This is a genomic window from Mycobacterium sp. (genome assembly GCF_044223235.1).
GTDB lineage: Bacteria > Actinomycetota > Actinomycetes > Mycobacteriales > Mycobacteriaceae > Mycobacterium.
In genome coordinates, this window is the sequence record NZ_JBGAME010000040.1 from 17,634 (window position 1) to 32,086 (window position 14,453).

The 14,453-nt window shown below is 65.0% G+C and carries 13 protein-coding genes, 1 tRNA gene and 1 pseudogene; 5 read left to right on the top strand and 10 right to left on the bottom strand.

The features are described from left to right. The first annotated feature begins 122 nt into the window (after positions 1-122). The 4 genes from ADBZ6K_RS25540 to ADBZ6K_RS25555 all read left to right on the top strand — a co-directional run bounded on the left by ADBZ6K_RS25540 (position 123) and on the right by ADBZ6K_RS25555 (position 2,086). Positions 123-890: a sulfite exporter TauE/SafE family protein gene (locus ADBZ6K_RS25540; protein ID WP_526352010.1), complete on the top strand. Its 768-nt coding sequence runs from the start codon at positions 123-125 to the stop codon at positions 888-890. Positions 891-1,295: 405 nt separating this feature from the next. Further along, positions 1,296-1,487, top strand: coding sequence for a hypothetical protein (locus ADBZ6K_RS25545; RefSeq protein WP_526351986.1), 192 nt, complete (start codon positions 1,296-1,298; stop codon positions 1,485-1,487). Between the two features lie 167 nt (positions 1,488-1,654). Beyond that, a complete protein-coding gene (locus ADBZ6K_RS25550) occupies positions 1,655-1,819 on the top strand; it encodes a hypothetical protein (RefSeq protein WP_526351988.1) in 165 nt (54 codons plus the stop codon). Positions 1,820-2,012: 193 nt separating this feature from the next. Beyond that, positions 2,013-2,086: transfer RNA gene (locus tag ADBZ6K_RS25555), tRNA-Pro, on the top strand. 252 nt (positions 2,087-2,338) lie between these two features. Here the strand turns inward: ADBZ6K_RS25555 and ADBZ6K_RS25560 are convergent. The 6 genes from ADBZ6K_RS25560 to ADBZ6K_RS25585 all read right to left on the bottom strand — a co-directional run bounded on the left by ADBZ6K_RS25560 (position 2,339) and on the right by ADBZ6K_RS25585 (position 8,024). Next, entirely contained in the window at positions 2,339-3,223 is an 885-nt protein-coding gene (locus ADBZ6K_RS25560; protein ID WP_526351990.1) for an HNH endonuclease, read from the bottom strand. A 10-nt stretch (positions 3,224-3,233) separates the two neighbouring features. Next, complete coding sequence (locus ADBZ6K_RS25565; protein WP_526351992.1) at positions 3,234-3,749, bottom strand: GNAT family N-acetyltransferase; 516 nt, start codon at positions 3,747-3,749, stop codon at positions 3,234-3,236. 1 nt (position 3,750) lies between these two features. Further along, positions 3,751-4,029, bottom strand: a complete 279-nt coding sequence (locus ADBZ6K_RS25570) for a type II toxin-antitoxin system TacA family antitoxin (RefSeq protein WP_526351994.1) — start codon at positions 4,027-4,029, stop codon at positions 3,751-3,753. A gap of 486 nt (positions 4,030-4,515) precedes the next feature. Continuing rightward, the gene (locus tag ADBZ6K_RS25575) at positions 4,516-6,825 is read right to left on the bottom strand and encodes a TOTE conflict system archaeo-eukaryotic primase domain-containing protein (RefSeq protein WP_526352012.1); all 2,310 of its coding nucleotides are present in this window, start codon (positions 6,823-6,825) and stop codon (positions 4,516-4,518) included. 77 nt (positions 6,826-6,902) lie between these two features. Beyond that, positions 6,903-7,475, bottom strand: coding sequence for a PIN domain-containing protein (locus ADBZ6K_RS25580; protein WP_526351996.1), 573 nt, complete (start codon positions 7,473-7,475; stop codon positions 6,903-6,905). 12 nt (positions 7,476-7,487) lie between these two features. Continuing rightward, positions 7,488-8,024, bottom strand: a complete 537-nt coding sequence (locus ADBZ6K_RS25585) for a helix-turn-helix domain-containing protein (RefSeq protein ID WP_526351998.1) — start codon at positions 8,022-8,024, stop codon at positions 7,488-7,490. A gap of 1,611 nt (positions 8,025-9,635) precedes the next feature. Here ADBZ6K_RS25585 and ADBZ6K_RS25590 point away from each other — a divergent pair. After that, positions 9,636-9,719 (top strand): annotated as a pseudogene (locus tag ADBZ6K_RS25590) (DUF2510 domain-containing protein); the annotation flags it as partial. Positions 9,720-10,413: 694 nt separating this feature from the next. On the opposite strand, the gene ADBZ6K_RS25595 reads toward ADBZ6K_RS25590, so the two are convergent. The 4 genes from ADBZ6K_RS25595 to ADBZ6K_RS25610 all read right to left on the bottom strand — a co-directional run bounded on the left by ADBZ6K_RS25595 (position 10,414) and on the right by ADBZ6K_RS25610 (position 14,280). Continuing rightward, positions 10,414-10,743 carry a hypothetical protein gene (locus ADBZ6K_RS25595; protein ID WP_526352000.1) on the bottom strand — a complete coding sequence of 110 codons (330 nt, stop codon included), beginning with the start codon at positions 10,741-10,743 and terminating at the stop codon, positions 10,414-10,416. A gap of 516 nt (positions 10,744-11,259) precedes the next feature. Then, entirely contained in the window at positions 11,260-12,033 is a 774-nt protein-coding gene (locus tag ADBZ6K_RS25600; RefSeq protein ID WP_526352002.1) for an ExeA family protein, read from the bottom strand. A gap of 38 nt (positions 12,034-12,071) precedes the next feature. Continuing rightward, complete coding sequence (locus ADBZ6K_RS25605; RefSeq protein ID WP_526352004.1) at positions 12,072-13,568, bottom strand: DDE-type integrase/transposase/recombinase; 1,497 nt, start codon at positions 13,566-13,568, stop codon at positions 12,072-12,074. A gap of 91 nt (positions 13,569-13,659) precedes the next feature. Further along, positions 13,660-14,280 carry a helix-turn-helix domain-containing protein gene (locus ADBZ6K_RS25610; protein WP_526352006.1) on the bottom strand — a complete coding sequence of 207 codons (621 nt, stop codon included), beginning with the start codon at positions 14,278-14,280 and terminating at the stop codon, positions 13,660-13,662. Positions 14,281-14,453: the final 173 nt, after the last annotated feature.

Genomic DNA, 14,453 nt, shown 5'->3' on the forward strand with positions numbered 1-14,453 from the left:
CGACCGTCGTGCGAGGGCGAGGCCTCGCTGAGCGACCGTCGTGCGAGGGCGAGGTCTCGCTGAGTCGCTGAGGGGCACACACCGGCGCGCTCGCTAGGGTGGCCGGAGTGTCGGTGCTTCACATGCTCCTGATCGCGGCGGCGGGGCTGGCGGCAGGAGCGGTCAACGCGGTCGTCGGTTCGGGCACCCTGATCACGTTTCCGACGCTCGTGGCGCTGGGGTATCCGCCGGTGACGGCGACGATGTCCAATGCCGTCGGCCTGGTGTCCGGTGGCGTGTCCGGCACGCTCGGCTACCGCGAGGAGTTGCGGGGGCAGTGGCACCGAGTGCGCTGGCAGATCCCGGCGTCGCTGCTGGGTGCGGTGCTGGGAGCGTGGCTGCTTCTGCATCTACCGGAGCAGGTGTTCCGCCGGGTGGTGCCTGTGCTGCTGGTGATCGCGCTGGTCCTGGTGGTCGTCGGGCCGCGGATTCAGGCTTGGGCACGGCGGCGTGCCGAGGAGGCCGGGCGGCCCCCCGAGCATGTGTCGTCGCGACGGATGGTGGCGGTGGTGATCGGCACGTTCGCCGTCGGTGTGTACGGTGGCTATTTCGCTGCCGCGCAGGGCATCCTGCTGGTCGCGGTGATGGGGGCGCTGCTGCCGGAGACCATGCAGCGGATGAACGCCGCGAAGAACCTGCTGGCGATGCTGGTCAACATCGTCGCGGCGGCGGCGTACACGATCGTCGCGTTCGACCGGATCAGCTGGGCGGCGGCGGGGTTGATCGCCGCCGGGTCGTTGCTGGGTGGTTGGGTGGGGGCACGGTACGGCCGTCGGCTGTCGCCGGGTGTGCTGCGATCGGCGATCGTTGTGGTCGGCCTGGTCGGGCTGTTCAGGCTGATAACGGTGTAGTGCCGGCAAGGTTGTCGCGAACACGGAGAGGGGGCACCGGTGGCCGAACGGTCATATCGCATGGCGCCCTCGCACTTCTGTGCGCTCGAGCCGTTCTGGCCGTCGCGACGTTTGACGGCGTTGGACGAATGGTGTCGCACGCCTAGCCGATACGCGTCCATCCCGCTTGTTCCGGTCGCGCGGTTGCCGATCTGACCCGTCACGAAAGCCGTCACGCGCTCGCTTCTCCACGCTGGTCGGCGTGAGTGCCCAACTGGTCGACGGTGCGCTCGCAATGGCGTTCGGCGTCACCGCATCAATCCTGCTGGTGCTCAGCGGTATCGGCGCCGCCCAGGCCAGCGCGGCCGCACCTGGCCGAGGTAGGTACCACGCTGGCCTCCGGTCTCCATTGGCGTTTCATGGCCGATGGTGGCCAAACTCGGTGCACCCGGCGCAGTGGGCGCATTCCTCGGGGCGACATTGCTGTCGTCGCTGTCGACCGAGGGCGCGGCTCCGTTGATGGCGGGGATCCTGCTGGCCATCGGCGTGTACCTGCTGTTGCGTTCTCGCTTCGTACGCCGCTGTCAATGGGTGCGCACGGCACCAGCCACAGCGTGAAGTTCCTGGCGCCGCTGGGACTGTTCGGCGGGTTCATTAACGCCTCAGGGGGCGGTGGCTGGGCCCCGGAGACGACGGCACGCTGTTGTCCCGGGGCAAGACCTCCCCGCGCACGGTATCGGGTCGGTGAGCGCCCGTCGTGCTCGGGTTGATGGTGGGTGGCGTCGTTGCGGCGCCGTTCGCACCTTGCTGGTCAGCAGGGGAGCCCCGCGCTGCTCGGTACCGCCGTCGGCGGGCTGATCGTGCTGACGAACAGCCAAAAGCTGGTCCACTTCTTCGGCGTCACCTGGCCGTGGTCGGCGGGTATCTACACGCTGATCGTCTTGTTCTAGGCGACGGCGTTGGTGTCGTTGCGGATGTGCAGGGCGCCGCGGTTCACGCCGGATCGCCTGCCGGATGCCGCCGTCGACGAACTGGCCGACGATGGTGGGCGGTAGGCGACGGCGCGTGCTGCGGGGGGATTGGGGTTCGACGCCGGTGCTGTTGTAAGCTTTCGACCGCCTACCGGTGATCCCGGAGGCACCGCGGGCTGTGGCGCAGCTTGGTAGCGCACTTGACTGGGGGTCAAGTGGTCGCAGGTTCAAATCCTGTCAGCCCGACGTAGAAAAGTAGCTCTGAACTGCAGTGATGGTGCGGTTGCTCCATTATAGGCGCGTGACGACACAGCCACCCCTGGGACCGCGTGGGTGCTGGCGACGCCTTCGATGGCCTTGTGCCTGGAGTTTTGGCAGCTGTACCGCACGTCATGCGCGTTATCCGCGCCTGTGCACGTTATCCGCCCTAGCCGAGGTAGCTGTCCTTGTGCCGAGGTTGTCCGCTGGTCAAGTGGGCGAGGGATCGACTGTGCTCGCTCATCCTGCGGCGCGGAACTCGTCGAATCGTTCGGCCAGTCGATCAGCCGCCGGTTGGTCAGATGCTCGCGCTGGCAGGGTAAGGAGTCGGCCGTCCATTTCTTGAAGGCCGTAGCGGAGCATCGGTCCGTCGATTTCATCCATGAGGGCACGGTTGATGTGGACGACGTAATCCGGTGAGATGCCGAGCAGATTTGCATCGAATGCGGCGTGGTGGATTTTGCAGAGGCTCAGGCCATTCTCGACGATCGGGAGGCCGTGCCGCTTGTTGTCGCCAATGATGTGGGCAGCATCGAGGAGCTTGCCGTGCCGGAGGCTGCAGACGGTGCACTGCGTTTGGTAGGCGAGGAGGACGCGGCCGCGGAATTCGGGTTGATGGAGGCGTTGTCTGACGATTCGTTCGGCGTATTCGCGTTCGGCTGGTTTGAGCTGAAGCGGGTTGGAGACGAAGCGGAGGCTCTCGTCGAGAGCGAGTATGAATTGTCGATTGGCGGTGTCATCGGCGACGACGTAGACGGGGAATATCGGCACGAAGATGCCTGGGCGGATGGTGCGGAGCAAGATGATCGGCAGGCCGAGTTCGAAGGCACGCCGCATTTTTCGGTTGTCGCCGTCGGTGCTACCTGCCCGGTAGTCGTACGCGTAGAGGGAATCGCCCACGTGCGTATCTGCGTACGGACCCTTGGGGTTGGAGATCACCGACAGCGTGGCCAGGAGTTCTCTCGGGTTTCGGATACCGCGGTTGCGGTCAATAATCCGCCATTGTTGGTCTCCGATCTGAAGTTGTTCGAGTTCGGACCTGGTGATGACGCCGTTCTCGGCGACGATGTCGGCGAGCCTGTCGAAGATCAGTTGGCGAAGATGCAGCTCAACCTGGCTGTCCATGGCGGGAGTCTTACAGGCTGGCCAGGGTTTCGGCGATGTCTTTGGTCAACAGGTAGAGATCCATGTTGGTCGTATCATCGGCATCGAACGGTTCGAACCCGAACCGCTGCCACCAGCGGAACGCATCGGCGTTCAGCGCAGTGACAACCACGGCCCTACAGGCCGCCTTGATGTTCAGTTCGGCCGCGGTCGCCAGGATGTGCTTGACCATCTCAGTCCCAAGGCCGAGTCCGGCCACGCGAGTGTCTGTGGCCAGCCGGCCAATCAACAGCGCAGGAATCTGCTGCGGTGCACCCTTGCTCAGAGACTTGGGGCTGGCGGACCGATCGACGGAGGTCATCGATAAGGTGGCGTAGCAGACGACAGTCTGGCTCACGTCCGCAATCACCCACACTGCGGCAGTGTTGCCACGCCGATTCTGGCCGGCATAGCGACGTAGCCACTCGTCTAATGATGTTTCGCCACATGTGAATTCGCTACGCTGGTGTTTGTCCGGGGCGAGCAATGTCGGCCGGTAGAACTGCACCTCAGTCGAGCCAGGTGAACTTCGCCGGCCGTTGCAGTGCCGTCGCCAGTCTTTGGTTGACCTGAGCTGGGCGGTTGAGTGCCTCGGTAAAGGCGGACGCAGCATCGGGGGAGAGGTGGATGGTTTGCCGCTCGGCCAGCACGTCGTCGGCGGCACGGTTGGCGGCCTGCAGCACGAACGCGGTGACGCTGAGGTGCGCCTCGGATGCTGCCTCCTCCAATCGCCGCTTGGCCGCAGCGTCGACCCGCAACTGAAGCCGGTCATCCTTCATCGAAGTCATGTACTCACAATGGCAGTACGAAAGAATTCTGTCAAGAACACCTGAGGCGGTTCGAGCCGGATCGCCCGCGTGCGGACCATGCTGGGACCACACGTTATGCGCGATGCCGAACGACCCGTACGTCCATCAACGTCACACACGGCGTCCTGGCCGCGGTGGCCCGTCGTGACCTGGGGAGACGCGCTACCGCCACTTCCTGGGGGTCAAGTGGTCGCAGGTTCAAATCCTGTCAGCCCGACCAGCGAGAAGTAGGCTCTGAACTGCGATAACGGAGCTAATCTGCTCGATGGTCGATGAAGCGACGACCAATCGGTGGGACCAGCCGGGTGTCGGTAGCGCACTCCATGGACTCGTGCGGGGGAGCATTGGGCCGATCGGCCGCACGTCATGCGCGCTATCCGCGCCTGTACACGTCGCGTGGGCTTGGCCGAGGCCGGTGTCCTATTGCCGAAGTTGACCGCTGGTCAAGTGGGGTGGCACGCAGTTCTATCGGATCATCTTGCGCGGGTCGGGGAAGCCCATCTTGAGGTAGCCGGGTGCTCGTTTCTTCAGCGATGAGGCGATCACGGGGGTGTGCTCGTCGTGGTAGTCGTGCACGGTTGCGGTGGTCTTCGCGGGGTAGGCACGGGTGACGCGACCGATGTATTGGATGAGTCGGTTCTTGAAGGTGATCGGCGCTGCCAGGAACAGCGTGTCGAGGGCGGGGCAGTCGAAGCCTTCCCCGATGAATGAGCTGGTGCCGACGATTAGGAGTGGATCCGAATCGGGCGTGTGGTTGGCAAGTTGGTCGGTGATCTGGCGGCGTTCACGCGCCTTCATGCCGCCGCTGAGGACGGTGACCGTCTTTCCGGTGGCCTGGAGCCGGTCGGTGATGGCGTTGAGGTGTTCGACCCAGGTGGTGAGCACCAAGATGTTAGCTCGGGTTTCGGAGGCGGTTAAGACGTCGGCGACGATCTGGTTCAGTCGCGATTGGTCGGCGACGAGGGCTCGGTAGATTTCGGCCATTCCACCGGGTGCGGTGGGGTCGGCGTCGCCGCGGTATTCGAATCCGGTCCGGTGAACATGTAGAGCTGGGTGGGGTGTCAGTAGGTCGGAACCGTCGACCGGGAGTTGTCCGGTAGCGGGCTGGTCGATGGCGACGTGGTGGGATCCGAGTTGGTGGTAGATCAGGTCTTCGAGGCCGTCGCGCCGTTCTGGGGTGGCGGTCAGGCCGAGCCAGTACCGCGCGGCTATGCGGCTCAGGACGCTGAAGAATGCGCTGGCTGCGACGTGGTGACATTCGTCCACGATGATGAATCCGTAGTTGGCGGTGATGTCTTCGACGTTGTCACGGCGGGCAAGTGTTGGCAGTAGGGCGATGTCGAGGATGCCGGTGGTTTTCGATCGTCCGCCGCCGATTTGACCGCATGCCAAACCGAGGTGCTTGTTGAGCCGGTCGCGCCATTGGTCGGCTAGCGCTTTGCGATCGACTAGTATCAGGGTCGCGGTAGCTCGTGATTCGATTGCCGCACAGGCGATAACCGTCTTGCCGGTGCCCGGTGGCGCGATGAGGACGCTGGTGTCCTGCTCCAGGAGTTCGCGCAGTGCGGTGGTCTGAAAGGTGCGCAACGGCGTGCCGCAGGTGAACTTGTGGGATTGACCGAGGATGCGTTTGTCGTCCACGAGTAGCGTGCTGTCGGCCGATTCAACGAGTTCGGTCAGCAGTGCGTGGAGGCCGCGGGGGAGCACGAGATCGCCATTGGCGGTTTCGTCGTAGCTGTACAGGAACCGTGGTGTATCCCAGGTGCTGCGGCGGGCGCGTTGGCGAGCATCGAATTCCGGGTTGCGTATCGATGCGGCGTGTTTGACGGCCGAGATCATCGCTGGGCCAAGGTCGTTGGCGGTCAAGGTGAGTCGTGATGTGAACTCTGCGCGCACGATGGCCGCAGGCCGCGGGATGATGCGCGACGACGTCGGTAGCTGCAGACGCCGGACATTATGGCCGATCTGGGGATCGGGGAGTTGGCGCGCCAACGCGGTGACGTCCTTGGTGGACAATCGGGCGATGCTCGACAGGTAGGCCCACTGGTCCTCGTACGGCTCCAGGGTGGCGGGATCGAGGAAGACGGTGGTGCCGTGCTGACGGCGCCTACCGTTCAGCGGTGCGGCGATCAGATTCCCCACGCCTCGCCCGGTGTGGACGTCCTGAGATGGGAACAAGCGGTCATAACTACTCAGATGCATGCTGCCACGCAGGCGAAATGCCTCACTCAGCAGACTGGTAGCGACGCTGCGGGCGACCGACGCCAAGATCGCACGGGCGAAGAAGATCCACACGTGAGCGCCTCGCCCGGATTGCGATACCTCCAGTGCAGCCGGAATCCCATAGGAGCGAGCGGCTTTCATGTACGCGAGCGCGTCGAGCATCGCGGCGTCCTTGTCGAAATCGGCCGCGATCCACCAGCAGGTGTCGTCATCGCTGAGCGGATACAGGCCGATGTGTTCCTCGCCCCGCAAGTGGGCATCAACGACCTCCGGGGTCAGCGGAAGGTAAGGTGCCTCGGCCCGATTCATCCCCTTGCGCCAATAGCCTTTGATCGCCGGCATCCAACCTGAACGGCCATCTCGCCGGTTCTCCCAGCGCACTGCGTAAACATCGGTGCGACAACGGAACAGATCGAAGAAGAACCGCACCTTATCGGCGGAGTTGGAGCCCATGGTCACCGGTGGGGCCGGCGCTCCTGTCAGCGTCGCCTGGTCACTGGCGGCTGCGCGTGCCTGTTCCTCACTCAGGTGAAGGAGATGACGCAAACGCACATTGTCGGCACGCAGCGTGTCCAACTCGCCAGGGAAACTCTCGATACCGCTAATGATCGGTTCTCCTTGAGTCTCCGCTACGTGGCGTTTCGAATAAGGTCGACGGCTTCGATCATGGCGTAGCGTGCGGCGAGGTGGTCGAGGATCTCGTCGAGGGTGGACGACGGTCGAATGAACCTGGTGGCCATGGTAATGACTGCTTGGCGGGCGTTGTCGGGGGACACCGCGACGGTGTCAGCAGCGAACTGCGCGGGTGAGATCACCTTGAGTGGTTTGGGGATCTGTTGCGGTGGAAAGTCTTTCAAGTTGCTGGTGACGATCACGTCCGCTCCTCCAACCAGCGCCGCCGCAACCACGTGTTCGTCATCGATGTCGGGCAGCCCAAACGTGCCTTCCAAGCTTTCCCAATTCATCACGATGGCGTCATCGAACGCCTCGTTCATTTGATCGACGAGGCGTTGTGAACGTTTCTCCGCGAGGACTGGGTCGTGGCCGCGACCGATGAGCTTCTGCGCTTCGTGGTAGCGCAGTTCATCGAGGATCGCTGTTGACCACAACGGCCGATACAACCCCTCGACCGCGAGCGAGAGCAGGAAATCGCGCTGCAGACTGGGCCACAGCACCGAGGTATCCAACAGCGCGGCGAACATTTGAAGATGCTGTCAGCGCGTGGCGGCCTTGGCCCGGCGTCGTTCGGCGACGACTCGGCGCGCTTCACGCAGCTGCTGCCGAACTAAGTCCGGATCGTCCTCAGCGTTGATGTCGACCGCTGAGGCCGCCAGCGCCTCGTACTGGCGATTGCGGCGCTGCTCGCGGTAGGCGAGAACGTCGTCGAGCAGCAGTCGATGGCGATTGCCGATCCGCTCAGCCGGCAACGTGCCGTCGGTGATCAGGCGGACCACGGTCGGGCGGCTGACTCCCAACAGGTCGGCGGCTTGTTGGGTGGTCAACTTCATCGTCTGAGGCGCGATGGTGACGGCCTTACCGGCACCGAGCGCTGCCACCACCTTCTTCAGCGCCTGATGCACTGTCGGTGGCAGCTCGATCCGGTCATGCTCATCGACACCGACAAGGGCGTAACGAGGCAAAGCCGCCGATCCGCGGAGACGCTCATGAGCGGCGAGGAACCCAACGACGAGGGCCATCTCGTCACGCCCTTCCGGGACGAACGTTGCCGTCTCTACCACCTCTGCGCTCACACCGAGCTCCTATCCGAACAAAACGAACTACATTTCGGAACATTCGAATAATACCTTGCCTCCGTCGGAACCGCACAGCCGGATCGCGGCACCGTAGCTGTTGCAGGTTTGAGCGGCGGCGGGCAGGGCGACGGTGGCGGACGCCTGTCCGGGACCAGTCTGGGACCACACGTTATGCGCGATGCTGAACGACCTGGGCGTCCGTGAACGGCACACACCGCGGCTTAGGCCGCGACAGCGCCGGCGACCTGGGAAAACGCCCTACCGCTACTTCCTGGGGGTCAAGTGGTCGCAGGTTCAAATCCTGTCAGCCCGACAACGTTTTAGCAGGTCAAATGCTATTTATATGTGTTACCGGAATTCCCGCCCACGGGGCACTTGATTCGCCGCCCACGACAGGCCGCAATCGCCAATCTTTGCCTGGCGCGAACCCGACCTCGACCTGCGTGTTTGTCCCGAGGTTCGACGCCTGGATGGCCTCGACGGGTTGTCGGGGAGCTGTGACACGCCAGTGGGTCGACGGTGGCCGCGCATCCCGTTCACCGGTCGGAAAACGGCGTTGACCAGGACTTTCCCCGTCGCGGGGCGGGGCACCGGCCATCGCTTACTGGTCTGGTTGTCACAGACTTGTCACATCTGCCGGTCGGACTCAACGTCCGCGGCGAGTTTGCCGCGCCACCGAGGTTTGCTGTGTTCGAGCAAGCCGTGCACGCCCAGTGCGACGATGTGATCGTCTATCAGCGGTTGTGCAAGGTCGGCGAGTGTGGTCGGGCGTTGATGTGGACCAATCGGGCGCGCTGGAGGAGGTATGGCGGATCCCCTCCCGGTGATGATGGGCAGTCCCGCAGCCCGCGATACCGGCGTTGCGTTGTTGGTGTGGTTCACGGTCTCCTGCCGCGCTCCCGTCACGTTGCACCCCAGTCTGTTTGGTTGTTGGCCGGCTTGGTGATGGTGCAATGACACGCTGGCCGTTAAGGGGCGGCGGCGGCTTGTCCGGTTCGGCGCCGGCGAGGTCGGTGTCGTCGAGTCGGTTCGGCCAGAGGCGGTCTGGATTGGCGAGCGCACCGCGACCTTGCTGGCCAATGCGGTCGTGGTTCGCCCCCAATTTGGTTGCTGTACAAAGGAATCGGTCCGGTTTTGCCCGCAGCGGGCTGGCCTGGGCTTCGCGCCGCAGGGCGGGGAGCGTGCGTTCCAGCAGCCATTCTTAGCCCGGTCGCCTACACCCGCTACCGTTCAGGCGGTTGCGAAGCGGCCGCACCGCCGAACTCGCTCGGCACGGCGTGGCATCGTCATCAGACATCGGAGAGAGGACAGGAGCCCGCACGCGAGCGACGGCTACGGGATGACGTGCTGGGCCGCGGGCAAAGGTGGGCGAGTGATCTGGGTGTGGTCGCGGAGACGGACATGGGTGAACTCCTTCTTCGGAGCACCCCGGTTGAGCTGGAGTTCACGCCGAGTTGATCCGCGTGGCCGTTGGCTAAGAAACTGCGTCTGATCTGTGCAACTACGCTGTAATACTAGGGTTGGCGTGTCTGAGCCGTGCTGGCTGTGCGGTCTGTTGCGGGTGGAGTAGTGCTCACGCAACGAGTCACGCGCGCACGGGAGGGCGTTATGGCTTCGCGGAAACCGCGGGAACCGGGGTGGTATCCCGACGCTAGTGATCCGGAGGCGGAGCGGTACTGGGACGGCACCCAGTGGAAGGGTCGGCGGCTGTATCATCTGTTCAATTACCCACCGACCGAGACGTCGAAGCCTGTGAGCAGCGGAATGTCGACTGCAGTGTGGGTGATGGTCATGGTGGGTTCTGTGGTCCTTATGGTCGTCATGGTGTATTTGTTGGCCTGGGCGGCCATGGGGCCATGGGGACAGTAGTCGGTAACGGACCGACACCCTGATCGGAATCCAATTGCCCGAGCGTCCGGGAAAACCAGGATGGTTCAGATGTAGTGGTGCTGGATGTTGTCGAGCACTTATCGGTTTGGCCGCCGACCGGTGAGGACGGGTTTGATGCGGTATTTGTGACCGCGTCGGGGGAGCAGCGGCTGGTGCCGTGGTCGCGGCTGCCGCTGGTGGTCGAGGAGATCGGCGGGTCGGTGCGGTGGTTGCGGTCGGTTCGGGGTCAGGGCTATCCGGGTTGGTATTGGTCGGCGACGCTGGGGCGGCGGATCGGGTTCGAGTCGTGGGTGGCGCGGGATCACCTGGTGGCGCTGGATTTCGATCCGGAGGTGGTGGACATCACGGCGCAGCAGTTCTGGTTGGTTTGGTGTGATGGGCAGGGCGAACAGTGCGTCATGCGCCGGATTTCCTGGTGCGGTTCACCGGCGGGCGCACGCGGGTGCTCGATTCGCGTTCGCGGGGGGTTGACCGGTCAGCGGGTGTCTGCGCGGGGCTACTTGTCGCTGCGCCGATCGAGGGCTTGCAGAATGAGGTCCTTCAACTCTGCTTGACCGTCTTCGAGTGAGCGGAACCGCCCGGTGGATTCCTGGTGGTATTCGTCGATCTTGTGCTCGATGCCGGCAAAGCGCTGGCGCGTCTCGGCCTGGAAATCCGCAACCTTCTCGCCGAGGGCGTTGATGGCTTCGCGATGAGCATCGATCTTGACATCGGCATCGCTGACGCGCTGGGCGAGGGCTCCAACCGCGGCCAACACGGCCCGGTAGTCGGCGCGGTCTGCTTCGAGCGCCGCTACGCGGGCTTCGAGGTCGGCGAGTGAGGCCATGATGGTGATCCTATTCGGGATGGGCGAGCGTGCGCGGCGGGTCGGTGTCTGCAGCAGTGCTGGCAAGGCCAGCACAATGCCCGTAGGGGCGCCTATCGCATCGACGACATGAGGCACACCGGCGCACCGGGACGGGGGCTGGACACGCGATCTCGTCGCGGGACTGCCCGCCAACACGCTCATCGACGCAGCGGTTCTGGCCAGTCGGCACCGGAAGCAGTGACTCGTTCGCAATCACGTATGAAAGCGTCCGATCAAGCCGTCGGTGCGTTCCGGCCTCCAGATCGGTCTATGAAGCTCAGGGGACCTCAACCCGTCGGTTGCCGCATTGGAGCGACAATCAAGTCTGCTGGTGTTGCGCGTCACCGAAGATGACGATGTCGGTGTCATCGGCGTTGGTGACGGTTGGGCTATGAGAACGGCCCCGCTCGCTGTGGTGAGCGGGGCCGTGGTGGTCGTTGTGACGGGTTGGTCGTCGTGGTGATGCGGTGGTGGTCGTGGTGAAGGGAGTTTCGTTCAGTCTGTTGCTGTTTCGCTGATGGCGATGCGGGCGGCTTTCTCCCCGACGATGGAATGGCCGGCCGCGAACGCCGCGGTCAACGCGTGCAGGGCGAGGTTGTTGACGGCGCGGGGATGCCCGCGGGAGGCGTTGTGAATGAGGGTGATGGCGTCCTCGGCGAACAGCGCATCGGAGCGGCCAGCGATCTTGGTGTGGTGACCGATGTAGTCGGCGGTGTCGGCGGGGCTCATCCCGGGCAGGGTGTAGCGCACCGCGATGCGCTGGTCCAGCGCGGCCAAGACGCCCAGGCGCAATCGGTGACGCAGGGTGGGTTGGCCCACCAGCACCACGGCGAACGGTGACCCACTGTCCATGTCGTGGTTGGTCAGCAGTCGGATCGCTTCGAGTTGATGGTTGTCGAGCAGGTGGGCTTCATCGACGACCAGCACCGGGTTGCGGCCGCGTTCGGCGTATTCGGCGGCCAGGGCGTCAGCGGCTTGGGGTGCCAGCCGGGCGGTGTGAAACGCCGGGGTGTGTCCGAGGGTGGCCACGATGTGGGTGAGCATGCCGCGCACCCCGATGGTGGGGTTGGCCAGGTAGATGATGACGTGCCGGGCCGGGTCCAATGCGGTCGCCGCCGCACGGATGGCCACGGTCTTGCCCGCGCCCACTTCACCGGTGATGACCCCGATGGCGCACTGGTCCACACACCAGGAGATCCGGGCGATGGCTTCGCTGTGGGCGGGGTGGCGGTGCAGCATCGACGGGGCTAGGTCACGCCCGAACGGCATTCGACCAAATCCCCAATGTGATTGCAGCCGTTGAATACTCACGCTGACACCTCACCCTCATGATCAACGGTGGCATAGACGCCATCGGGGTTGATGTCGGTGATCGAGAGCTGACCGGGAATCTGATCGACCAGAGTGGCGCCGGTGACCGCTGGGTCGGTGCCGTAGAGCGCGTGGTAGCCGATACGGTCGTCGTCGCGGAGTTGGGCGTGGTGGGTGGCAGCGGTCAATGCCAGGTAGTCGATCCCCGTCGTCGCCGGCAGGGCCGAGTCAGGGCTCTCGGGTCGGGCCTTCGGATGGGCGTGACGGCTGATGGTGTGGGGCAGGGCGGCGCCGAAACTGCGGTCGCGGTAGCGGACCTCGATGGTCTGCAAGTCGAACGGGGAGAACACCAGCTCCACCCGGCGCCCGACCAGGGCGGGGTCGACCCGGTAGGTGTTGGAGTGCAGCGACACGGTCGCGGTCTTGGTCACCACCCGAAACTGCGACCACAGGAACGCTTCGGTGAGCTCGGCGGCGGTCGGTAACGCCGGCAGGGCGCCGAGCCGGTCCCAGCCAGCCTCCCACCGGGCCAGCGGCGCCTGCCCGGTCTCGCAGTGGGTGCGGCGGTGGTATTCGGTCTCCACCCACGCCATGAACAGCCGGTTGAGCTCCAACAACGCCGCGGCGTGGTCGACCCCGGCCGCGACGAGGTCCTCACTGCTGGTGTCGGTGACCTCGACGAGGAACTGCTCACGCACCGTCCGGAAGAACCGTTCGATCTTGCCCCGACCCTGCGGGCGACCCGGCGCCGAATGCACCAGCCGGATCCCCAGTTTCGCGCACGCCCGCAACAACCACGCGTCGACAAAGGCTGACCCATTGTCGACGTAGATTCCCGCAGGCACGCCGCGGGCAGCCAACGCGGGTTTGAGTGCAGCCGCCAGACGCACGGTGTCTTCGGCGAACCCGAACCGGTGCCCAACCACCAGCCGAGCATGATCGTCCAGAAAAGCGAAGAGGTAGGTCTTGCGGTCCCCGACCCGCGGCCCGTGCAGCGCATCACCCACCCACAGCTCGTTGGGGTCAGCGGCTTCGAACCGGCCGAACACCTCCATGCTCTGCCCGGCGGCCGGGCCCATCAACTCACAGCGGTGGAAATGGCGCAGCAGCGTCGACTCCGACGGCGCCCACCCGGTCGCGGTGCGCAGGATCCGGGCCACCTGCGCGGCAGTGCGGGCCGGGTTCTCCCGTTTCAGCGAGGCGGCCAACTCCAACACCTGCACGTCGGTGCGGGTGACCAGCCGGCGCGGCTCAGGCACCAACGCCTCGAACCCGCCCGCCCGGTAACGGCGGATCCAGCGATCCAGCGTCGGGCGCGCCACCCGCACCTGGGCGCCGAACGGATCGACATGGGCGCGCTCGGCGATCTCGCGGACCAGCCTGCCACGCTGCCGCGTCGATAACCCCGCCTCCAGCGCGGGGCAGATCAACTGATACCGGAACAACCCGATCGCCTGGGCCCGCTCCCGACGCTTGTGCTCCTCCAACGACACCGCAGTGTTCTCCTCACACAGTCGACGGCCCCGCCCGAATCCATTGCCGGGCAGGTGCCTTGGCGAGGATCACCGATCACCGCGCACCACATCAGGGGCAACTGGTGTTGCTGCCTACCGCCGGTGACGGCGACGGCCACCCAGGCGCCAATAACCGGCCCCCACTGCCCGCCACAGCTACCTGGTGGGCCGTCACCGCGCCGAGCAAACCGGCCGGGCCGAACCGCTGGCAGATCGCCGCAGCCGCGGCGGCGACCGCCGCCACTACGTCACGCCAACCGCAGCCGAACCCATCTGGGATCACCACATCGATCCCGGTGCGGACCGTGACCGCAATGAACCACGCTCGGATCACTTCTAGCCGCTGGCCAGCGCGACGCAGCCACCCCCGCACCGTGGCCGCCGGCACCCCCAGACCGATCGCGATCCGACGATGCCCGACCCCCTCGGCGCGGGCCGTCAACGACATCCAAATCCGTTCGGCCGCATACGCTCTGCGCAGTAACACCGTGACCGGCAACAACACATGCGTCACCAGACAAGAACGGCACCGTGCCCGCCGAGGCCGTAGCCGATCACCGAGTCCCTCGACCTGCCGAGCCCGGCCATACCCCCAGCCGCCCAGCACCCCATTGCGGCACGCCGGGCAGGCGATCCCTCCACCCCTCAACCGGGACTCGACGCGCACAGAATCAGCCTCTACCGTCACCATCAGTGCCTCCGAGCACTACAGCGCGGCACCTCGCGAGCCCGCCAAGACTTCCGCGAGGTGCCGCGCACCCATCAGTTCCTCGTCACACTGACGGTGCACACGAACAAGATCAACCCGGCCACCACACCACCGGCCAGATCGGCAGACTCAACGACGAATGACCACCCCGTGGT

Coding starts and splice junctions, on each gene's coding strand:
- ADBZ6K_RS25570 (WP_526351994.1), bottom strand. CDS start 4,029: ATGACTTCGATGAAGGATGACCGGCTTCAGTTGCGGGTCGACGCTGCG.
- ADBZ6K_RS25540 (WP_526352010.1), top strand. CDS start 123: ATGCTCCTGATCGCGGCGGCGGGGCTGGCGGCAGGAGCGGTCAACGCG.
- ADBZ6K_RS25600 (WP_526352002.1), bottom strand. CDS start 12,033: ATGCCGTTCGGGCGTGACCTAGCCCCGTCGATGCTGCACCGCCACCCC.
- ADBZ6K_RS25560 (WP_526351990.1), bottom strand. CDS start 3,223: ATGGACAGCCAGGTTGAGCTGCATCTTCGCCAACTGATCTTCGACAGG.
- ADBZ6K_RS25595 (WP_526352000.1), bottom strand. CDS start 10,743: ATGGCCTCACTCGCCGACCTCGAAGCCCGCGTAGCGGCGCTCGAAGCA.
- ADBZ6K_RS25610 (WP_526352006.1), bottom strand. CDS start 14,280: ATGGTGACGGTAGAGGCTGATTCTGTGCGCGTCGAGTCCCGGTTGAGG.
- ADBZ6K_RS25545 (WP_526351986.1), top strand. CDS start 1,296: ATGGTGGCCAAACTCGGTGCACCCGGCGCAGTGGGCGCATTCCTCGGG.
- ADBZ6K_RS25580 (WP_526351996.1), bottom strand. CDS start 7,475: ATGTTCGCCGCGCTGTTGGATACCTCGGTGCTGTGGCCCAGTCTGCAG.